The sequence below is a fragment of the Glycocaulis sp. genome, assembly GCF_051859565.1.
GTDB lineage: Bacteria > Pseudomonadota > Alphaproteobacteria > Caulobacterales > Maricaulaceae > Glycocaulis.
On the sequence record NZ_JBHYFK010000008.1, the window covers coordinates 44,919 to 66,057 of the forward strand.

Below are 21,139 nucleotides of genomic sequence, written 5' to 3' on the forward strand. Positions count from 1 at the left end.
GGCTTTTCGATTAGTCCTGCAAGATTGATTGATGGCCTTTCCACCGGGGTCTCCCGCCCCGACGGGAGACCCAGATTGTTTTCCCGCGACTTCACCGCTTTGGTTCTGATCAACCCTCGACGGGCTTTCTGGAATGACGGCTTTGGGCGATCAAACCCGCCCCGCCCATTCGGGCACGATTTTCGTCGCTGGCCCGTAATGGCGCTCGTCAAAGAGCGTGCTCACCTCGCCCGGCTCCAGCGACAGTTCCACCGTCCAGGCGCCGGCGGCCTTGGCTTCGGTCACGAAACCGGCCGCCGGATAGACCGTGCCGGACGTGCCGATGGCCACAAAAAGATCACACGCCCCAAGCGCCTCATAGATCGTATCGAGCCCCAGCGGCATTTCCCCGAACCAGACGACATGCGGGCGCAGACCGCCGGACCCTCCACAGGACGGGCAGGGCGTGTCGGGCGTAATGGCGTGCTCATGCTCGAACAGATGGCCGCAAATGTTGCAGCGGCTTTTCAGCAGCTCGCCATGCATGTGCAGGACTTCGTTCGAGCCGCCGCGCGCATGCAGATCATCAATATTCTGGGTGACCAGCAGGAATTGCCCGCGCTCCTCTGCCTGCCAGAGCAGCTCCAGCGCGGCCAGAGCCCGGTGGGCATCGTTTGGCTGGGCGGCGAGGAGGTTTTCCCGGCGTGCATTATAGAAGGCGTGGACGCTCTCAGGGTCAGCGGCGAAGGCTTCCGGCGTTGCCAGCTTCTGCCAGTCAAACTTTTCCCAGATGCCGCCCTTGTCGCGAAACGTGCCGAGACCGGATTCGGCGCTGATGCCCGCCCCGGTCAGGATGACAATGTTGCGGATCTGGCGCGCGCTCATCCGGCCGGGCGCTGGAGGGTGTAAACGGCGAGCTGGCCCGCTTCAGGGGCGTTCACTTCACCGGCCAGTATAAATCCGCTCTTCTCCAGAACGCGGCGCGAGGCGGTAGCGGACACTCGGGTATGGGCGCGTATGCGGGTGACGCCTGGCTGGCTGAACGCCCAGCCCGAGAGTCCTTCAACGGCCTCTGTTGCCAGACCCTGCTCGCGAAAGCTTGGCAGCATGGAATAGCCGATCTCGACGAGACCCTCGCTGTCCGGAGGGCCGTAAAACCCGCCATTGCCAACCAGCCGCCCTGGCGCATCATCCGCCCAGCGCATGATGAAAACCCAGCCATGCCAGCCGGTCTGGCCGGGGTTTTCGGTCAGACGGTCGCGTATCTGCGTCATGCTCTCGGTATTGTTCAGCTCGGGCGGCCAGGTGGCCTCCGGCGAAACATTCAGTGCCCGGAAGAATTCGCGGCGATCATCCAGCTGCAAGCGTGCCAGGCCCGCGTCCAGCGCCACGAGGCGCAGCCGGGAGGTCGCCCACATCGGGCCTGCTGAAACCGTTTCATGCGCTGTCATGCTGCCGCCTGCCGGGAAATTGCGGATGCCGGTCAGACTACATCTGCATGGTCCAGCCTTCCACCCCCATGGCTGCCTGCCGGATGGCTTCCGACAATGTGGGGTGGGCGTGGCTGGTGCGGGCAATGTCTTCTGAGGCTGCGCGGAACTCCATTGCCAGTGCGATCTCGCCGATCATCTCGCCTGCATGCGGACCCATGATGTGGCCGCCGAGGATTTCATCGGTCTTGGCGTCGGCCAGGATTTTCACAAAACCGTCCGTATCGTGATTGGTGCGCGCGCGGCTATTTGCCATGAAGGGGAATTTACCCACCTTGTATTCGCGGCCCATCTCCTTGAGCTGCTCTTCGGTATAGCCGACGCTGGCGATTTCCGGGCGCGTATAGACGACGCTGGGCGTGGCCAGATAGTTGACGTGGCCCGCCTTGCCCGCGATCAGCTCGGCGCAGGCCGTGCCGTCATCCTCAGCCTTGTGGGCCAGCATCGGGCCGTGGGTGGTGTCGCCGATCACCCAGACGCCATCTGCCGTGGTTTTGAAGTGATCATTGGGGATGAAGCCGCGCTTGTCGGCCTCGATGCCGACGGTTTCCAGTCCCAGACCGTCCGTGTAGGGACGCCGGCCGATGCAGACCAGCACGACATCGGCGTCCAGCACCTCTTCCTCGCCGCCCTTGGCCGCTTCGGTCTTCACTTTCAGGGCCTTGCCGTCTTTCTCCACGCTGGTGACCTTGCGCGACAGCTTGAAGATCATGCCCTGCTTTTCAAACAGGCGCTTGGCCTGCTTGGAAATCTCGCCATCCATGGTCGGCAGCACCCGGTCGAGATATTCCACCACGGTCACTTCCGAGCCGAGACGCCGCCAGACCGAGCCTAGCTCCAGCCCAATCACGCCCGCGCCAATGAGCACCAGCTTGCCCGGAACACTTTCCAGCTCCAGCGCGCCGGTGGACGAGACGATCTGCTTTTCATCGATTTCCACGCCCGGCAGCGGGGTTACTTCGGAGCCGGTGGCGATGACGATGTTTTTCGTCTCCAGCGTCTTCTCAGAGCCGTCTTCCAACGCGGCAACCACCTTGCCCTTACCGGCGATGCGGCCCTTGCCGTGGAAATGCTCGACCTTGTTCTTCTTCATCAGGCCGGCGACGCCCTTGGTGAGGCCCTCCACCGCATCGGCCTTCTGGCCCATCATCTTGTCCAGATTGAGCGTGACCTTGCCGGTGCCGATACCCATGCCGGCAAACTCGGTATTGGCCATCTCGTAAAGCTCGGAGGCGTGCAGCAGCGCCTTGGACGGAATGCAGCCGACATTCAGGCAGGTGCCGCCCAGCGTCTTGCGCATCTCGATAATGGCGGTCTTCAGGCCGAGCTGCCCGGCGCGGATCGCGCAGTTATAGCCGCCCGGCCCGCCACCAATGATTACAACGTCATACGTGTCAGCCATGAGATGTCCTCCGGCCCGGCAAACAGGAAGGGAGAGGGGGTCCGGGCGCGTTTAACCGCAACCTAGCCAAGCAGCGCGGCGCGTCAATCGCAACTGCCTGCATGCCTGTCATGCCGCCTCGCATGCCTTGCGCTCCAGCATCAGGGCTTGATCCGCGCGCCGGTCTGGCTTTTGATCCGCAACGGGGGCTCGTAACGGGCAAAGGGACAGCAGTCTTGGAAACGTTTCTGGTATCGCTGGTGTCCGGCCTTCTGGCTGCGGCCCTGTTCGAGGTGCTTCACCACCCTGAAGACCGCAAGCGCGGCACGGCCAATGCCCGGCTGTCGGGGCGGCTTTTTGTCTCCGATCACAACCGTCCGCGCCACCGCGCCGCCCTGTGGGCGATGGCCGCTATCCGCTGGACACTGGTGGCACTGGGCGCCGGGCTGGCGGGCCTATACGGCCTCGATCTCATGGTGGTGCTGGGGGCCAATGGCGCTGACCTGCCGGCAGGTGCGCTGATCGGCCTTGCGGTCGTCACCGCCCTCTTCATCGCCAATGCCACACGCTCGCAAGGCCATGCCATAAGGGGCGTCATCAGTACGGCTGCGGGTATCGGCCTTGCGGCCCTCATCCTGCGCTTCAGCGGAGACGCCATGGTGACAGCCCTGATGGTGACAGGGCTGTCCATAGCGTTCGTATGGCGGGCGCTGGGGCTGGTGCCCCCGCTTCGCTAGATATCCAGCAGCAGGCGTTCCGGCTTCTCAAGGCTTTCCTTGACGCGCACCAGGAAGGTGACGGCTTCCTTGCCGTCCACGATGCGGTGGTCATAGGAGAGCGCCAGATACATCATCGGGCGGATCACGACCTGGCCGTTCACGGCCACGGGGCGGTCCTGGATCTTGTGCATGCCCAGAATGCCGGACTGGGGCGCATTGAGGATGGGCGAGCTCATCAGCGAGCCATAGACGCCGCCATTGGAGATGGTGAAGGTCGCGCCTTGCATGTCCTCAAGGCCGAGCTGGCCGTCGCGGGCGCGCTTGCCAAGGTCCATGATGCCCTTCTCGATGCCGGCGAGGGATTTCTGGTCGCAATCGCGCACCACCGGCACGACAAGACCGCGATCGGTGCCAACCGCCACGCCGATATCGTAGTAATTCTTGTAGATGATGTCGGTGCCGTCGATCTCGGCATTGACCGCCGGGATGTCCTGCAGGGCGGCCACACACGCCTTCACGAAGAAGCTCATAAAGCCGAGCTTGATGCCGTGTTTGGCCACGAAATCGTCCTGGATTTCCTTGCGCAGCGCCATGATCGCGCTCATGTCCGCCTCGTTATACGTGGTCAGCATGGCGGCAGAGTTCTGCGCTTCCTTCAGGCGGCGCGCGATGGTCTGGCGCAGGCGGGTCATTTTCACGCGCTCTTCGCGCTCGCCGGTTTCGCGCGGAGCCGAGGCTTGCGACACGGCGGCAGGCTCAGGCGCGCGTGCGCCCTGTTCCACGGCTTTGAGCGCATCGCCCTTGGTCACGCGGCCATCGCGGCCTGTGCCTTCGACTTTGGACAGATCAACCTTGTTCTCGGACGCCACGCGCTGGGCAGACGGCATTGCCTTCACATCGTCTGAGGATTTGCTCTCGGCTTTCGGGGCTTCGGACTTGCTTTCAGACTTCGCGGCGCCGCCAGAGGCGCCTTCGCGGATTTTTGCCACGACCTGGCCTGGCTCCACGCTATCGCCTTCCTTGACGAGGGCCTCTTCCAGCACGCCGGCCACCGGCGAGGGCACTTCGACAGCCACCTTGTCGGTCTCGATTTCCATGAGCGGCTGGTCGATGCTGACGCTATCGCCGACTTTCACCAGCCAGTTGCCAACGGTGCCTTCAGCAACGCTCTCGCCCATGACCGGCACCTTCGCGTCGGTCAGCGATCCGCCCTTGCTTTCTGCCTTGGGGGCTTCGGACTTCGGTGCTTCGTCCTTCTTGTCAGCCTTTTTTGGCTCGGCAGATTTCCCGCCAGACGCGCCCGCCTCGAACTCGGCGAGCGTGGCGCCGATCCCCACCGTCTCGCCCTCCTTGGCCTTGATGGCGGTGATGACGCCGTCTTCTTCCGCGCGAACCTCTACCGACACCTTGTCGGTTTCCAGCTCGACCAGGACATCGTCCTTCTTCACGGACTGCCCTTCCGAGACCAGCCAGCTTCCAACCGTTGCTTCGGATACGGATTCGCCAAGTGTGGGGACGGTAATTGCGCTCATGATACGGTCATCCAGATCGGGTGTGAGAGGGGTCAGTCTTTGGCGAGGGCTTCATCCACCAGGGCCTGCTGCTGGGCCTGGTGGCGCGATAGCAGTCCGGTAGCGGTGGAGGCAGAGGCAGAGCGGCCGACATAGCGCGGGCGTTTCGACTTGCCGCCTACCTTTTCAAGGCAGAACTCCAGATAGGGTTCCACAAAGGTCCAGGCGCCCATGTTCTTGGGCTCTTCCTGGCACCAGACAATGTCGGCATCGGGGAAGCGTTTCAGCTCGTCGATGATGGACTTGGCCGGGAAGGGGTAGAACTGCTCGACGCGCAAGAGGTAGACATCGTTCAACCCCTTGTTCTCGCGCGCTTCAAGCAGATCGTAATAGACCTTGCCCGAGCACAGCACGACGCGGCGAATATCCTTGTCGGCGGCGACAGGCTCGGCGCGTAGCTGCGCGAACTCGCCGCGATCGGTGCGTACGCTGGTATCACCATCATCCCACAGCACGCGGTGGAAGGAGGAGCCGGGGCCAAACTCGGAGAGATCGGACACGCAGCGCTTGTGCCGCAGCAGCGATTTGGGGGTCATGATGACCAGCGGCTTTCTGAAGCCGCGGTGGATCTGCCGGCGCAGGATATGGAAATAGTTCGCCGGGGTGGAGCAGTTGGCGACCTGCATATTGTCTTCGGCGCATTGCTGCAGGAAGCGTTCGAGGCGGGCGGAGGAGTGCTCCGGACCCTGCCCCTCATAGCCATGGGGGAGCAGCATGACGAGGCCGGACATGCGCAGCCATTTGCGCTCCGAGGACGAAATGAACTGGTCGATGATGACCTGTGCGCCATTGGTGAAGTCGCCAAACTGGGCTTCCCACATGACGAGCGTGTTCGGCGCGGAGAGCGAGTAGCCATACTCAAAGCCGAGCACGGCCTCTTCCGACAGCATGGAATCGATCACTTCATAGCGCGCCTGGTCCTCGCTCAAATGATTGAGGAAGGTGTGGCGCTCCTGGGTTTCCTGATCGATCAGATGGGAGTGACGCTGGGAGAAGGTGCCGCGCCCGCAATCCTGGCCTGAAAGCCGCACGGGGAAGCCTTCGGTCAGAAGCGTGCCGAAGGCCAGATGCTCGGCCGTCGCCCAGTCCAGGCTTTCGCCCTTGTCAATCGCCTCGCGCCGGCCATTGATGACGCGGTTGAGGGTTTTGTGGATGTTATAGTTTTCGGGAATGCGCGTCATCGCCTCCCCGACCGCTTTCAGGGCGTCGATGTCCACGGCGGTCTGGCCGCGCCGGTCATCCTCGTCCGGCAGACCGAGACCCGACCAGACACCGTCCAGCCAGTCTGCCTTGTTGGTCTTGTAGGATTTGCCGAGCTCGAACTCGTCGTCGAGGAAGGCTTCCAGCTCGTTGACCCAGCCATCCACCTCGTCGGGCGTGACGACACCTTCTTCAACCAGGCGGCTGGTATAGAGCTCGCGCGTTGTCGGGTGGCCACTGATCGCCTTGTACATGACCGGCTGGGTAAAGGAGGGATCGTCGCCCTCGTTGTGGCCGAAGCGCCGGTAGCAGAACATGTCGATGACGACATCCTTGCCGAATGTCTGGCGGTATTCGGTTGCCACCTTGGCGGCAAATACGACCGCTTCAGGATCATCGCCATTGGCGTGGAAGATCGGCGCCTGCACCATCAGCGCCACGTCGGACGGATAGGGTGAGGAGCGGCTGTCGCGCGGATCGGTGGTGAAGCCGATCTGATTGTTGACGATGAAATGGACCGCGCCGCCCGTGCGGTGGCCGCGCAGGCCCGACAGCCCGAAACATTCAGCCACGATGCCCTGGCCGGCAAAGGCCGCATCGCCATGCAGAAGAAGCGGCAGCACCTTGTGAGCGGAGGGCTCTCCGGTCTGCACCTGGTATTTGGTCATCTTGGCGCGCGCCTTGCCCAGCACGACCGGATCGACGGCTTCCAGGTGGGAGGGGTTGGCCGTCAGCGACAGATTGACCGTGTTGCCATCGAACTCGCGCGTGGACGATGAACCCAGATGGTATTTCACGTCGCCGGAGGAAAACTCGTCCTCACCGATCGTGGAGCCGCCCTGGAATTCGTGGAAGATCACGTGGTAGGGCTTGCCCATCACGGCGGCCAGCACGTTCAGGCGTCCGCGGTGCGGCATGCCGACAATGATGTCGCTTACCCCCATGGCGCCGCCGCGCTTGATGATCTGTTCAAGCGCCGGGACCATCGCTTCGCCGCCATCAATGCCGAAACGCTTGGTGCCGGGATAGCGCTTGTGCAGGAAGCGCTCGAAGGCCTCGGTCTCCACCAGCTTGCGCAGGATCGCCTTCTTGCCGTTTTTCGAGAACGCAATCTCCTTGTCCGGCCCTTCAATGCGCTCCTGCAGCCAGGCTTTCTCTTCCGGGTTGGAGATGTGCATGAACTCGATGCCAAGCGTGCCGCAATAGGTGCGCTTGAGGATGTCGAGGATCTGCCGCACGGTTGCGGTTTCAAGGCCCAGATAGCCGTTGATGAATATCTCGCGGTCGAGATCGTCCGCGCCAAATCCGTAGCTTTCCGGGTCCAGCTCGGGCTGCGGCTCGCGGTCGCCGAGCTTTAGCGGGTCGAGATCAGCTGCCAGATGACCGCGCATGCGATAGGCGCGGATCAGCATGATCGCGGAAATGCTGTCCTTGACGGCGGAATGCACATCAGCTGGCGAGGCCGCCTCGCCCATGCGCGCTGCCACTTTCTCGGGCAGGCTGGGCACCACGCTCTCGATATCGCCGAGCGCCTGGACCATCTCGCCATTGGCCTTGCGCGGCCAGCCTTCGCGTTTCCAACCCGGCCCTTTTGCGGCGCGTTTCGCGTTGGCGGCTTCGTCGCCGACGGCATCGAAGAACTTGCGCCACGAGGCCGGCACGGAAGCCGGATCGTTCGCGTAGCGCGCCGCCATGTCTTCTAGATAGATGGCGTTGGTGCCGAACAGGAAGGAGGTGTCGAGGAAGGTCTGGTTCGAGGAGGAGCGAGGGTCGGTCATCTTGGCCCTTCAGGGCAGGTTATCGTGAGCGCCAGAATTGGCGCCGGGTTGAATAATCGACACTTATGCTTCTCTGGCGCAAAAGAGAAGCCCAAATGGGTGTAAAACGGCTCCCCGAACGGTAACCCGCACGAACGGGCGTGCTAATTGGGTGCAGAGAAGCCGGATAACGCAAATTCACTGCGGTCAGCGGACAGCTACTCCCCGCCCGGTCTTAGGCAAAGCGAACTTTAACCAGTAATTCATCGTGTCATTGATTTGTCCCGGCGGATTGCGTGGGCCGGGCGTTAAAGTGGAAGGCAGTTAGCGGCCCACCAGTGAACCGTCATGAGTATTCTTTCAATGCTCGCCCAATACCGGGACTCGCTCAAAGGGGCGAGCCATCTGGAGACCACCCAGCTCCAGCTGATCAATCTTGACCTGTTCAAGACCCGTTATCAGGAGCGCTGGCCCAAGGTGCGCTCGCGCATTTTCGATACGTGCGAACAGTTTATCTCAAGCCGTATCGGACCTGGCGATGCGCTTTTGCGGGCCAAAAACGGCTTTGTGATCCTGCCGGGGCCTGACCGCGTCGAAACAGCAGAGTCTTTTACCGCCCGGCTCGAACTTGAGCTGAAAGCCTTCTTTCTGGGCACCGATTACCTGAAGGAGCTTGGGCTGGAGGCCCAAACGGTGAACCTTGCCGTGGCAGACCTGTTTGGCAAGGAAGCGCCGGAGTCTGGCGACGAAACATCTGGCAAGGGGCCGTGCGAAGACGGAGCCGTGGCTGATCAGCCAGTGCCCGGTCCTTTGACGTTTTCCCCGTTCTCGCTCAGCTTTGAACCGTTCTGGGCAAGTGCTACCGGCTTTGTTGCCCTCCACAGGGTCCGGGCCGTGGGGCGCATGGACGCTACCGGGCCGGTTGTCCGCGATCACCTTCTTTGTCCGGCAGAGGGTGGCGGGGCGCTGCGCCTCGCATTCGACCGGGCTGTCCTGGAGAAGACGGCCTGCGCGCTGGCAGCCTGTCCTGTGCCCGGCATTGTTGCTGTGCCGGTCCATTTCGACACCCTCGCGACCGTCAAGTTCCGCCTGCCTTACATGAAGTCTTTCGAGGTACTCGGCGAGGCCATCCGCGCCCGGCTGATGCTGCGCATAGCGAATATGCCGATGGACGCGCCTGCCGGTCTCATCACCGAGGTTACGCGCTTTGCCCGCGTGCTGACCCGGCGCGTCATGGTTCAGGCCGACCAAGCCGGGGTGAGGCTGGATCGGTTCGATGACGCAGTGGTTGATATCATGGCCATGTCTGCCCCGCTGCCTGCCCAGTTCGAGCGGCGGCGCGCGGTTCTGGAGCGGGTGAATGAGCGGCTGTGCCGCGCGGGGCGTATGCTGGCCATGGAGAAGTGTGACACGCCGCAGCAACTGGCCATCGCGCATGCGATGAAGCCGGCCTATCTCGGTGGCCTCGCGGTGGCACCGGAAACGCCCATCCTGACCGCGCCCTACCGTATGGCGCTCAAACTGCCGCGCGCAGCCGAACGGGAAGCCGAGCCATGTGCCGGCTTCCCGTTCTGAAATGATAACGGTCTAACCTTTAAGCGCTTCGACCAGCGTCTTGCCGAGGCGCGCCGGGCTGTCGGAGACGACGATCCCGGCCGATTTCATCGCCTCGATCTTGCTCTCCGCATCGCCCTTGCCGCCAGCGACAATTGCGCCGGCATGGCCCATGGTCCGGCCCTTGGGCGCGGTGCGTCCGGCAATGAAGCCTGCCATCGGCTTCTTGCGGCCCTTTTTCGCTTCATCGCGAAGGAACTGGGCCGCTTCTTCTTCGGCCGCGCCGCCAATCTCGCCGATCATGATGATCGACTTGGTCTCGTCATCGGCCAGGAACATCTCCAGCACGTCAATGAACTCGGTGCCTTTCACCGGGTCCCCGCCAATGCCTACGGCCGTCGTCTGGCCAAGGCCCTCTGCGGTGGTCTGGAACACGGCCTCATAAGTGAGCGTGCCGGAGCGCGATACCACGCCCACAGAACCCTTCTTGAAGATATTGCCCGGCATGATGCCGATCTTGCACTCTTCCGGGGTCAGCACGCCGGGGCAGTTCGGCCCCAGAAGGCGCGAGCTCGACTTTTCGAGGCGGGCTTTCACCTTGACCATGTCCATGACCGGAATGCCTTCGGTAATGCACACGATCAGCTCGATACCGGCATCAATGGCCTCGATGATGGCAGCGCCAGCGCCCGCAGGCGGCACATAGACCACAGAGGCGGTTGCGCCGGTGCGCTCCTTGCCTTCGGCCACGGTGGAGAAGATCGGCAGCGAAGCCGCGCCGTCCAGGCCGCTGGTCCAGCTTTCGCCGCCCTTGGCCGGGTGAATGCCGCCCACCATTTTCGTACCGTAATAGGCAAGCGCCTGCTCGGTGTGGAAGGTGCCGGTCTTGCCGGTCAGGCCCTGGACGAGAACCTTCGTGTCTTTGTTTACCAGTACGGACATGGTTCCTAGCCCTTCTTCACGGCAGCTACGATTTTCTGCGCGGCATCGTCGAGATCGTCGGCGGAGGTGATGTCCAGCCCGCTCTCATTGAGGATTTTCTTGCCAAGATCGACATTGGTGCCTTCAAGGCGCACCACCAGCGGCACTTTCAGGCCCACTTCCTTCACGGCTGCGACCACGCCTTCCGCGATCACGTCGCAGCGCATGATGCCGCCAAAGATGTTCACCAGAATGCCTTTGACGTTCTTGTCGGCGGTGATGATCTTGAAGGCGTGGGTGACTTTTTCCTTTGATGCGCCGCCGCCCACGTCGAGGAAGTTGGCCGGCTCGGCGCCATAGAGCTTGATGATGTCCATCGTCGCCATGGCAAGGCCTGCGCCGTTGACCATGCAGCCGATATTGCCGTCGAGCGCGACATAGGCGAGGTCGTATTTGGACGCCTCGATTTCCTTCTCGTCCTCTTCGGTGAGGTCGCGAAGCGCGCGAATATCGTCGTGGCGGAAAAGCGCATTGCCGTCGAACGACACCTTGGCGTCGAGAACACGCAGATGCCCGTCCTTCATCACGATGAGCGGGTTGACCTCAAGAAGGCTCATATCCTTCTCGGTAAAGGCCCGGTAGAGGATGGGGGCAAGCGACAGCATGTCCTCGCGCGCAGCGCCTTTGAGTTCCAGCGCATCGGCGATCTTCCCGGCATCGCCAGAGGTCACGCCCGTTTCCGGGTCGATATTGATGGTGAGGATTTTTTCCGGTGTCTCTTCGGCAACCGCTTCAATATCCATGCCGCCTTCGGTGGAGACCACGAAGGCCACACGTCCGGTATCACGGTTGATGAGAAGCGAGAGGTAAAGCTCGGTCTCGATATCGGCACCGTCCTCGATATAGAGCCGGTTGACCTGTCTGCCGGCCGGGCCGGTCTGATGGGTGACGAGCGTGTTGCCGAGCATGTCTCTCGCGTGGGCAATCACTTCGTCACGGCTGAAGGCGAGGCGCACGCCGCCCTTGGCATCGCTGGGGAGTTCCTTGAACTTGCCCTTGCCCCGGCCACCGGCATGGATCTGCGACTTCACCACCCAGAGCGGCCCAGGCAGCTTGTCGGCAGCAGCGCCTGCCTCGTCGGCAGAGAAAATGGCAACGCCGTCTGCGACGGGGGCGCCAAAGGCTTTCAGGACGGCCTTGGCCTGATGCTCGTGGATGTTCATGGGGCAGCACTCACCTAGTTACCGGGAGGAACGCACCGGCGAAGCGGCACGTCGCAGGAGAAGAGTCGCGTCGGCTTATACCATTGCCTTGCCGCAGTGCAACGCGAGGCATGTAGGCTATCGCGGTTACTTTCGGGTCAGGCGTAATCCCACCACGCAGGCGGCCCAGGCAATGCCGGCGCCCAGCCCTGCCACCAGAAGCGGGATAGCCAGCGGAGAGACCTCGCCCGGGCCCTGTGCCAGCATGAGGAATACGATCTGGCCGGTGAGAAGGGGGATGCCCGTGCCCACCAGAAGCCAGCCAATCCAGGTCAAAAATGCCAGGGCGTTCAGGTGCCGCCGCAGGCCGAATGCGGCGGCCACGCCCACCACCGTGCCCAGAAAAATTGCGATCAGCACTAGATGTCCTCCGCACGCCGGGGTGCGCCCTCGGTCTCGGGCGCGTCGATCTCGGCCAGTTCGGCTGATGTTGCCATCAGGTTGATGAAGGGCTCACGTTCCTCCTCCGGCACGGCCACGCGGGCCTGCGAGCGCAGAAGCGCAAACACGCACAAGGCCAGATTGCCGGCCACGCCGACCAGGAAGAGGCCGCGGCTTGCCAGCGGGCTCTCATAGGCGAAACCGGCAATGAGCGGCCCCACCATGGATCCGGCGGCCCAGAGCAGCAGGACGCCAGAGGCGATGGCTGGCAACTCCTCCGCCTTTGCCCGGTCGGCGGCATGGGCGACGGCAACGCCGTAATAGCACAGGCTTGCCGCGCCCCAGGCGCCTGCCAGAACTGCGCCCCATAGGAGGCCGGGCGCCGTAAAGAGGGCGAGCGCTCCCGCCATGATGGCAGCAAGGCCTGCGCTGACGGCGATGACGAGGCGGCGGTCGAGCTTGTCGGAGATGCGCCCTACTGGCCACTGGACCACCATGGAGGCGCCATAGATCACGGCCATGACAAGGGCGGCTGCGCCTGTGGCGCGGGCGGGATCAAGGCTGTCGGCCCAGATGGGCACAAAAGCCAGAAGGCCGGAATTGACCAGCCCGGCGGCAAAGGCGGCCACTGCGGCGGTTGGTGCTATGGCGAACACGCGCCAGGGCGGGGCCCGCTCGCCGTCGGGAATCGAGGGCTGGGCGCGCCTTGTGACTGTCATGGGCACCAGCGCCAGCGCCAGGAATATCCCGGCCACGATGAAGCTCTGGGTCAGTTCAAGGCCTGACAGGGCGATGATGAACGGGCCGAGGATCAATCCGGCGCGGCCCACGATCTGATACGCGGAAATGACTGCGCCGCGCCGCTGGGAAGGGGTTGCATCGGCGATCCAGCTCTCCGCGACGGCAAACAGGCCTGCGGTGCACACACCAAATCCGAACCGGGCTGCCAGCCACCAGATGACATGGGATTCCAGCGCCAGAAGCAGTATCAGCGCAGCCGACAGCCCCGCAAAAGCGGCATAGGCGCGAATGTGGCCGATGCGGCGGATCGAGCCGGGCGCGATCCACGCTCCGGCCATGAAGCCGGCCCCGTAAGCGGCGGCCACCAGGCCGATGGTCGATCCTGACCACCCGGCCGCCGCCATCGCCAGCGGCAGCGAGACGCCCAGCACCCCGACAGAAATCTGGAGCAGCATGGCGCCGCCAAGCACAGCACCGACATTTCTGTAAATCAGCATGGTTGTAGCAGTCCGGGGGCGTATGAAGCGAAAGATTGGCCAGCCAACTCATCATGCCCGCCCGTCCGGTTCAAGGCTGGGCACGCAGGGCGGCCCCTTGCAGGCTAGAGAAACGCCAGTGCGGGGTAGGCAATCGCGTTTGAGAGGCCATGCATCAGCCAGCCCGGCGCAATCGAGCCGCCCGCCCGCTTTTCATTGATCCATGCCATCGCCCAGCCGCCGGTGAAGCCGACGCCCGTCAGGGCCACCGCGAGGACCGGATCAAAAGCAGGCCCGCCCGGTGCCACGAATATCAGAAGGTGGATCGAGGCGAAGATCAGGGCGTGGACTGTGTTGCCCGCACCAAAACCAAGCCAGGCGATCAGCCGCTTGGCGATCAGGCCCCGGAACACGATCTCTTCCGATCCGGACGTTTTCAGGAAGGCGATGATAAAAATGATGACGGCGGTTTCGGGTGTCATGCCCAGCGCCTGAACCCGCCCGGTAACAGTATCCGGCCCCGCTGCGGCATCCGCCAGGCCGGGCAGCATGAACAGGGCAATGGTCAGCGGGGCGAATATCAGCGCGGCAATCAGGGCCAGACCCATCGCCTGGACAGGCGCGCCGTAAAGACCGGAAAACTTTAGAAACCCTGAGCGCTTGCGCGCAAATATCAGCCAGACCAGAAAGACAAGCAGCATTGCCAGCGCAATCTGGACGCCAGCATTGATCAGTTCCTGAACCATCCCAGCCTCCCCTGTCCTTACGCAGACCGTGGACCGTCTCTGGTGCTTTGGAAAGTTAAATGCAGTACAGACTGGACGAGGCCTACCCCATCCGGGTCAGACGGGCAGCGCCCCAGTCGATGGAAAGCGGTCCGGCCCCGCGCAAGGCAAGATAGAGCCCCAGCGCGCCCGCGATCAGGGCAAAGCTCCATCCTTGTGGTTCGATGGCGATGGTGAAGAAGACCGCACACAGCAATATGCCAAGTCCGGCAAACCGGGTGAGAAACCCGGCCAGCAGGATTACCGGCAGAAGCGTGCCCCACAGGACCAGCTGAAACGCCATGGCCTGGGCATCGGCCAGGCCCGTAAACCAGACCGAGGCGGCGGCCACAAGGCCGGGGTCGGGCTGGAACCAGCCCTGCCATTCCCCCCAGTCCCGCACGGGCAAGGCGTTGGCCCTCGCCCAGCTCCACAAGGCTGCCGCCAGCCCCAGGCGGACAGCAAGGCCGATAATCGCATCAATGGGCGTGCTGCCATGCCGGCGCGGGGGCGGGCAGGGCGGACACCATGAATCCATGGGATGAGCGCCGGGCCCCGCGGCTTCGCCAGCGGCATCGGCATAAAGGCTCATAAATCGCGTGGTGCGTTGATCGCGCATCCATCCCCCCATTGGCGCCGATCATAATGCCCGGCGCGGTCAGAGCAATGAAAACCCCTCCGCGCGGCCGGCGCGAAGGGGCGGGTATGGCTTTGGCGCCACGCCGCCGCGTCTATCAAGAGGCGGCTGGGTGCATGAGCCGGCTGGGCTATTTGAACATGCCTTCGCGCAGATTGATGCCGTGCTCGGTCCAGGCCTTGAGGGCGCACAGCATCTGCATCCAGCCGCCACAATTGCCGTAGGAGGCCTTCAGCCCTGCGGGTGTCTGGCGCCAACCCTCCTCGCGGATGGAGACCAGCGTGCGGCCGTCCTCCAGTGCTTCGAAGCTCATCGTCACGCGCGTCTTGTAGGGTGCGTCAGGCTCGTCGGCGTCCCAGTCGAACACGATACGCTCGTTGTCGGCGACCTCCACCACATTGACGGGGAAGCTGCCTGGGAAGTCGTGAAACGACCAGTACACGACGGCGCCGGTTTCCATGCGGCCCTTCGCGCCGCCGGTCGTGAAGTATCGTGAGAGTGTCTCGGGGTTCACGATGGCCTCGAACACCTCTGATACGGGCCGGGCAATACGCGCGCCGACCCGGAATTTCAGCTCCATTTCCATACTGCACCTGTCCTGCTTATGGGCTTGCCTTGATGGCGCCAAATCATGTTATAAAATTATAACATGTCAAGCGCAGATAAAATGGACAGTATTTTCAAGGCTCTGGCTTCGCCAGTGCGGCGGGAATTGCTGGACTGCCTGAAGGATGATCCGCAGACCACGGGCGCGCTGTGCGAGCGCTTCCCGGTCATTGACCGCTGCACGGTGATGCAGCACCTCAAAGTGCTGGAGCGCGCTGATCTCATAATCGTCCAGCGCAAGGGGCGTGAACGCTGGAACCATATCAACCCGCTGCCCATACGCCATATCCAGGAACGCTGGATCGGACCGCATGCCGATCATGCAGTTACCGTGCTGGACCGGCTGACATCAGATCTTGAAGGCTCGTCCTAGCGCTTGCGCCAGAGGATGAGGGCGCACGCGCCGATCACGGCGAGAATCGCGAGAAGCTCCAGAATGGACGCGCCAAACAGGCGCGGCTCTGCCAGCGGACCCAGCCGCGCTACAAGCCCGCCGACGCCGCGCGCGGTCTCTTCACCGCGAAAGCCCGCTGCAACGGCCAGCGCTACCAGAACCAGGGCCACCAGAACCGCCAGCCGCATGGTGCCGCCCGGATCGCCGGAGGCGTTCTGGCGGGCACGCTCTGCGCGGGCGCGATGGGTGCGGGAGAGGAAAGGGCGGCGGCTCATGACCGCAAGCTAGCATCCCTGCAGCCCGGTTCAACGCGGAAGCGCTTTTCGCCTTGTCTTGCCGGGCAGGCGATTTTACGGCATAACAGAGTGGCACGGGCGGCCGTTTCGGCCCGGCGGAATACTGGAAGACCCCGCGTGATACAACGCCTACCCCTTCAGCCTTCCCCGCATTGCAAGTCCGTTCGCCGCGACCGGGACGCCGGACGCGACTGAACTCTTGCGCCGGACGCGGCGCAATACTACGGGAAAGGTTACCCCGAAATGACGACCGGAACTGTCAAATTCTTCAACACCACCAAAGGCTTCGGCTTCATCACCCCGGATGATGGCGGCAAGGATGTGTTCGTGCACATCACCGCTGTTCAGGCTGCCGGCCTGACGGGCCTCAACGATGGCCAGCGCGTGTCTTTCGAGACCGAGCCGGACACCCGCGGGAAAGGCCCCAAGGCGGTTGACCTGCAACTGGCCGACTAGCCGTTTGCGGTTCGCTTCCTGATCAGAAGCGTGCCATGGATACAGAAAAGGCGCGGAAGGGATCCCTTCCGCGCCTTTTTGTATCCCGCGCCGGCATGTAATAGTATTACGGGATCACACCTTCGTGCGCTAACAGCGCGATGGCTTTAATTGTCCGCGCGCAGCGCTAGGATGCCACCCGATTTTCTGAACTCAAGCCCACTAACAATACCAAAGGTGAGGATATGATTGATCGTCTGATGTACGGTGCAGCTGCTGCGGCCCTGGTGCTGGCAGCCTGCGAAGAGCAGCCTGCCGCGCCCGCACCGGAAGTGACCGGCGCAAGCGAAACCGGAGCGGCCCCTGAGCAAGAGACGGCGGCCAGTCCGGCTGATATGCTTGCGGCGCAGGGCGGCGCACTGGCCGCGCTGGACAACAACCCGTTCGCCGAAGAGTGGACGGAGAATTTCGGCGCGCCGCCCCTCGACCGTATCACCGAAGCGCATTTTATGCCGGCCTTCGAGGCGGCGATGGCTGACCATTCGGCTGAAGTTGCGGCGATTGCCAATAATCCCGAAGCGCCCACGTTTGAAAACACGCTTCTGGCCATGGAGATGGCGGGCAGCGGCCTGAGCCGCGTCGGGGCGGTGTTCGGCAATCTGACCAGCTCGGCCTCGAATGAGGAGTTGCGGTCCATCCAGCGTGATGTCAGCCCGATGCTGGCCCGCCACAGCGCATCGATCACGCTCAATGCAGACTTGTTTGCCCGCATCGACACGCTCTTCCAGAACCGTGCCGATCTGAACCTGACCGACGAGCAGGCCCGGCTTCTGGAAGTCTATCACGACAATTTCGTCCGCGCCGGCGCCCAGCTGACCGAGGAGGAGCGTGAGCGCTTTGCAGAGATCCGTTCCGAGCTCGCGACGCTTTACACCCAGTTCTCCCAGAACGAGCTCGGCGACCGGGAACTCTGGTATATGGAACTGCCGGAAAGCGCCCTGGAAGACCTGCCTGCGTCCATGGTCAGCGCCGCCCGCGCTGCCGCCCGCGCGCGGGACATGGATGGCCATATCATCACGCTGGACCGCTCCAGCGTGGAGCCTTTCCTGGAGACCTCGCCGGACCGCGAGCTGCGCGAACGTGCCTGGCGCGGCTTCTATAATCGCGGCAATAACGACAACGAGTTCAACAACAACCAGCTGATCCGCGATATTCTGGCTCTGCGTCAGGAGCAGGCGCAGATGCTCGGCTTTGAAAGCTGGGCCCACTACCGCACCGGCGGCACGATGGCGGAAACGCCTGAAGCGGCGATCGACCTGATGGAACAGGTCTGGTGGCCGGCCCGGCAGCGCGCGCTTGAAGAGCTCGCTGATATCCAGGCCATGATCGATGCCGAAGGCGGCGATTATGAAGCCGAGGGCTGGGACTGGCGCTATTATACCCAGCGCGTGCGTGAGGAACGCTACAGCATCGATCCGTCAGAAGTGGCCCAGTATCTAGAGCTGGACCGGATGATCGACGCGATGTTCTACACCTCGGAGCGTCTGTTCAACATCACCTTCCACGAGCGCAACGACATCCCGGTTTACCATCCTGATGTCCGCGTGTGGGAAGTCCATAATGCCGATGGGGAGGTGATCGCTCTGTTCTACGGCGATTATTTCGCCCGCCAGGGCAAGCGCTCCGGCGCGTGGATGAGTGCGTTCCGCGCCCAGAACGGGATTACGGGCGATATCCCGCTCATCCTGAACAACTGCAACTACAACAAGCCGGAAGATGGTGAGCCCGCGCTCATTTCCTTCACGGACGCGACGACGCTCTTCCACGAGCTGGGTCACGGCCTGCATGGCATTCTCTCGAACACGGACTATCCGTCGCTGGCGGGCACCTCCGTGGACCGCGATTTCGTGGAATTCCCGGCGCAGATCCTCGAGCACTGGCTGGCCCAGCCGGAAATCCTCGAGACCTACGCAACCCACTATGAGACCGGCGAGCCGATGCCGCGCGAACTGCTTGAGCGGGTGCTGGAAGCCCAGACCTTCAATGCCGGTTTCGAGAATGTCGAATTCCTCAATTCCGGTTTTGTCGACATGGCCTTCCACCTGGAAGAAAACCCGTCGGAGATCGATGTGGAGGCTTTTGAAGCCGAGGTGCTGGAAAGCCGTCAGAATCTGCGCCAGATCCCGATGCGTCACCGCTCGGCCCACTTCCTGCACAGCTTCTCCGGCGAGGGCTATGCGGCGGGCTATTACAGCTATCTGTGGGCGGGCGTGCTCGATAATGACGGCTTTGCCGCCTTTGAAGAAGCAGGCGACATCTTCGATCCGGAAACCGCGCAGCGCCTCTATGAGGTGTTTTCGGGGGGCAATACGCGTCCGGCCATGGAGATGTATACCGGTTTCCGCGGGCGTGAGCCTTCGGTGGAGCCGCTGCTGCGCAACCGGGGCCTGCTGACCGAAGTCGAAGGCTAGACCCGCGACTGCGTCGTGAATGAGAAGGGCGCGCTTCTTGCCGGAGCGCGCCCTTTTCTTTTCCACCCGCTTTCACACAACTGACAAACGCCCCGCCTAGAGAGTTACGCCACCCGTCTGCTCAGGAAGGATCTGTTCCATGCTCCGCCATGCCCGTTTCGGTCTTGCCCTTTTCGCCCTTGCCGCCCTGCCGGCAACGGCGCTGGCCGATGCACCCTGGATTGCGTCTCCTGAAGTGATTGAGGGCGCGTCTGACGGCTTTGTGGGCGGTGTCGTGTTCGAGGACCTCAATGGCGACGGCGTCTATCAGCGTGATGAGCCGGGCGTGCAGCACGTCCTGGTGTCCAACGGGCGGGATGTGACGGTGACGAACCGGGTGGGGGCCTACACCCTGCCGGTACGAGAGGATATGGACCTCTTCGTCATACAGCCTTCGGGCTTCCGCGTGCCGGTCAATGAGCGCCAGATCCCGCAGTTTTCCCATACCCACAAGCCGGGCGGTACGCCGGAGGCTCTTCGCTATGGCGGCCTGCCGGACACGGGCGCTGCCCCCCGGGCGGTCAATTTCCCGCTGCGCCGGGTGGAAGGTGATGATGCTTTCACGTGTGCGATTATTGGCGACAGCCAGACCTATTCCAATTTCGAGATCAGCCAGCTGCGTGACAGCGCGATTGCCGACCTTGTTGCCAGCGGCCTCTCCGGCAATGACTGCATGCTCTATCTGGGCGATGTGGTGGGCGACGATCTTGATCTGCTGACGCGGGTCTTTGAGGTCGGATCAGCCGTTGGCGTGCCGCAATGGGCGCTGCCGGGCAATCACGATCTCGATCTGGACGCCAGGTCTCATGCCAACTCGGTCGACACATGGCGCAGGCTTTATGGCCCTGCCTATTATGCCTTCGAGATTGGCGAGGTCAGCTTCATCGTCCTCAACAATATCTACTTCCCTTGCGGGATTGAGGATGCGGACGTGCCGGGCCGCGAGTTCTGCACCGAGAGCGAGCGCGCCCGCTATAATGCGCGCGTTGACAATGTGCAGATGGAATGGCTGGCAAACCTCCTTGAGCATATCGATGAAGACCGGCTTATCGTCATCGCCCACCACGCGCCATTTGTGAGCTTTGTGGACGCGGCGAGCCCGGTTCACCAGACAGACAATGCTGCGGCCATATACGCGCTGCTGGAGGGCCGTGAGGCGCTGTCCCTATCGGGCCATACCCATACCACCGAGAACCATTCTCCCGGCCAGTATTTTGAAGGCTGGCAGGAAAGCGTGGGCGTCGGCCCGCTGCCTTTCCGCCATATCATTGCCGGGGCGGCATCAGGAAACTGGTGGCAGGGTGATTTCAATCTCGATGGTGATGCGCAGGCCTTGCAGCGCATGGGCGCGCCCAAGGGCGTGCTGATGATCGACTTTGCGGGTACGGCCTATCAGGAGCGCTATGTGGGCTCGCGGCTCGGTGAAGAGCGTGGCCAATGGGTCGATTTCAACACGCCCGCCTTCCGCAGCTGGTTTGATGTGCTCAATGCCTGGCGCGGCGAGCCCTGGCAGGAGCGCGACCCGGTCCCGCCCGTTTCCATCAACGATTTGCCGGATACGCGTATCCTGACCCGCCAGGATCTGGCCGAAGGCACGTATCTCACCGCCAATGTATGGAATGGCGCGGCGGAAACCATTGTCGAGGCGCGTATCCATAACGGTGCGGCCTTCGCACTGGAGCGCACGCAGGAAGGCGCGGGCGAGGCGGTGCGTATAGGCGCGATGTATGCCGACCCGTTCGCCGTGCAGCGTCAGGCGAGTGTCGGGCGCTATGCGGTCGAGAGCCGGTCGGGCGAGGAGCGCAATCAGGGCTTTGAAGCCTTTCAGGGGCGCAGCTTCCGTGGAACACCTCAGCCGCAAAGCTCGCTGGCTGACCGCAACATGCATCTGTGGACAGCGCGCCTGCCCGCCGATCTGGCCGAAGGCGTTCACCGCCTGACCGTCACCAGCACGGACCGGCACGGGCTCCGCTATAGCGATACGATTGTGTTCGAGGTACGCGGGGAACGCCCGCCTGCCCGCTTCCGCACCGATGTGTGGGAGGCGGGGGCGGTCAACTGACCA

At 62.9% G+C, this 21,139-nt stretch carries 19 protein-coding genes; 6 read left to right on the plus strand and 13 right to left on the minus strand.

The genetic code is table 11. From position 1 onward, the window contains the following. Nucleotides 1–150: 150 nt before the first annotated feature. The 3 genes from ACTIGC_RS12070 to lpdA are packed head-to-tail and all read right to left on the minus strand — an operon-like array spanning nt 151 to nt 2,871. Nucleotides 151–864 carry an NAD-dependent deacylase gene (locus ACTIGC_RS12070; protein WP_439634650.1) on the minus strand — a complete coding sequence of 238 codons (714 nt, stop codon included), beginning with the start codon at nt 862–864 and terminating at the stop codon, nt 151–153. Further along, on the minus strand, nt 861–1,430 hold the full coding sequence (locus ACTIGC_RS12075; RefSeq protein ID WP_439634651.1) for a GNAT family N-acetyltransferase: 570 nt from the start codon (nt 1,428–1,430) through the stop codon (nt 861–863). Before ACTIGC_RS12075 ends, ACTIGC_RS12070 begins: the two co-directional genes overlap by 4 nt. 37 nt (nt 1,431–1,467) lie before the next feature. Beyond that, nucleotides 1,468–2,871, minus strand: a complete 1,404-nt coding sequence (gene lpdA, locus ACTIGC_RS12080; protein ID WP_439634652.1) for a dihydrolipoyl dehydrogenase — start codon at nt 2,869–2,871, stop codon at nt 1,468–1,470. 215 nt (nt 2,872–3,086) lie between these two features. Between lpdA and ACTIGC_RS12085 the strand changes: the two genes are divergently transcribed. Continuing rightward, nucleotides 3,087–3,587 carry a hypothetical protein gene (locus tag ACTIGC_RS12085; protein WP_439634653.1) on the plus strand — a complete coding sequence of 167 codons (501 nt, stop codon included), beginning with the start codon at nt 3,087–3,089 and terminating at the stop codon, nt 3,585–3,587. On the opposite strand, the gene odhB is transcribed toward ACTIGC_RS12085, so the two are convergent. Together odhB and ACTIGC_RS12095 are read right to left on the minus strand one after the other, a co-directional pair. After that, nucleotides 3,584–5,101 (minus strand): 2-oxoglutarate dehydrogenase complex dihydrolipoyllysine-residue succinyltransferase, encoded by a 1,518-nt coding sequence (gene odhB, locus ACTIGC_RS12090; RefSeq protein WP_439634654.1) that lies wholly within the window; start codon nt 5,099–5,101, stop codon nt 3,584–3,586. The two genes, ACTIGC_RS12085 and odhB, sit on opposite strands and share 4 nt — an antisense overlap. A 32-nt stretch (nt 5,102–5,133) precedes the next feature. Beyond that, complete coding sequence (locus tag ACTIGC_RS12095; RefSeq protein ID WP_439634655.1) at nt 5,134–8,118, minus strand: 2-oxoglutarate dehydrogenase E1 component; 2,985 nt, start codon at nt 8,116–8,118, stop codon at nt 5,134–5,136. 327 nt (nt 8,119–8,445) lie between these two features. Between ACTIGC_RS12095 and ACTIGC_RS12100 the strand changes: the two genes are divergently transcribed. Next, on the plus strand, nt 8,446–9,672 hold the full coding sequence (locus tag ACTIGC_RS12100) for a hypothetical protein (RefSeq protein WP_439634656.1): 1,227 nt from the start codon (nt 8,446–8,448) through the stop codon (nt 9,670–9,672). 12 nt (nt 9,673–9,684) lie between these two features. Here ACTIGC_RS12100 and sucD read toward each other — a convergent pair whose 3' ends face one another. The 7 genes from sucD to ACTIGC_RS12135 form a co-directional block, all read right to left on the minus strand. Further along, nucleotides 9,685–10,593 carry a succinate--CoA ligase subunit alpha gene (gene sucD, locus ACTIGC_RS12105; RefSeq protein ID WP_439634657.1) on the minus strand — a complete coding sequence of 303 codons (909 nt, stop codon included), beginning with the start codon at nt 10,591–10,593 and terminating at the stop codon, nt 9,685–9,687. A gap of 5 nt (nt 10,594–10,598) precedes the next feature. Beyond that, nucleotides 10,599–11,795 carry an ADP-forming succinate--CoA ligase subunit beta gene (sucC, locus tag ACTIGC_RS12110; RefSeq protein ID WP_439634658.1) on the minus strand — a complete coding sequence of 399 codons (1,197 nt, stop codon included), beginning with the start codon at nt 11,793–11,795 and terminating at the stop codon, nt 10,599–10,601. A gap of 126 nt (nt 11,796–11,921) precedes the next feature. Then, complete coding sequence (locus tag ACTIGC_RS12115) at nt 11,922–12,194, minus strand: hypothetical protein (protein ID WP_439634659.1); 273 nt, start codon at nt 12,192–12,194, stop codon at nt 11,922–11,924. Then, nucleotides 12,194–13,453, minus strand: coding sequence for an MFS transporter (locus tag ACTIGC_RS12120; protein WP_439634660.1), 1,260 nt, complete (start codon nt 13,451–13,453; stop codon nt 12,194–12,196). The genes ACTIGC_RS12115 and ACTIGC_RS12120 overlap by 1 nt, the downstream gene beginning before the upstream one ends. Nucleotides 13,454–13,557: 104 nt before the next feature. Then, entirely contained in the window at nt 13,558–14,178 is a 621-nt protein-coding gene (locus tag ACTIGC_RS12125) for a CPBP family intramembrane glutamic endopeptidase (protein ID WP_439634661.1), read from the minus strand. Between the two features lie 82 nt (nt 14,179–14,260). Continuing rightward, complete coding sequence (locus ACTIGC_RS12130; protein ID WP_439634662.1) at nt 14,261–14,815, minus strand: hypothetical protein; 555 nt, start codon at nt 14,813–14,815, stop codon at nt 14,261–14,263. A 148-nt stretch (nt 14,816–14,963) separates the two neighbouring features. Next, entirely contained in the window at nt 14,964–15,413 is a 450-nt protein-coding gene (locus tag ACTIGC_RS12135) for an SRPBCC family protein (RefSeq protein ID WP_439634737.1), read from the minus strand. A gap of 69 nt (nt 15,414–15,482) precedes the next feature. On the opposite strand from ACTIGC_RS12135, the gene ACTIGC_RS12140 reads away from it, so the two are divergent. Then, nucleotides 15,483–15,812, plus strand: coding sequence for an ArsR/SmtB family transcription factor (locus ACTIGC_RS12140; protein ID WP_439634663.1), 330 nt, complete (start codon nt 15,483–15,485; stop codon nt 15,810–15,812). Here ACTIGC_RS12140 and ACTIGC_RS12145 read toward each other — a convergent pair. After that, a complete protein-coding gene (locus ACTIGC_RS12145) occupies nt 15,809–16,108 on the minus strand; it encodes a hypothetical protein (protein WP_439634664.1) in 300 nt (99 codons plus the stop codon). The genes ACTIGC_RS12140 and ACTIGC_RS12145 overlap by 4 nt on opposite strands. Nucleotides 16,109–16,372: 264 nt before the next feature. Here ACTIGC_RS12145 and ACTIGC_RS12150 point away from each other — a divergent pair, with 264 nt between their 5' ends. From ACTIGC_RS12150 to ACTIGC_RS12160, 3 genes are all read left to right on the plus strand, one after another. Beyond that, entirely contained in the window at nt 16,373–16,585 is a 213-nt protein-coding gene (locus ACTIGC_RS12150) for a cold-shock protein (RefSeq protein ID WP_127568954.1), read from the plus strand. A gap of 374 nt (nt 16,586–16,959) precedes the next feature. Then, the gene (locus ACTIGC_RS12155) at nt 16,960–19,035 is read left to right on the plus strand and encodes a M3 family metallopeptidase (protein ID WP_439634738.1); all 2,076 of its coding nucleotides are present in this window, start codon (nt 16,960–16,962) and stop codon (nt 19,033–19,035) included. 139 nt (nt 19,036–19,174) lie between these two features. Continuing rightward, complete coding sequence (locus ACTIGC_RS12160; protein WP_439634665.1) at nt 19,175–21,136, plus strand: calcineurin-like phosphoesterase C-terminal domain-containing protein; 1,962 nt, start codon at nt 19,175–19,177, stop codon at nt 21,134–21,136. Nucleotides 21,137–21,139 lie beyond the last annotated feature (3 nt).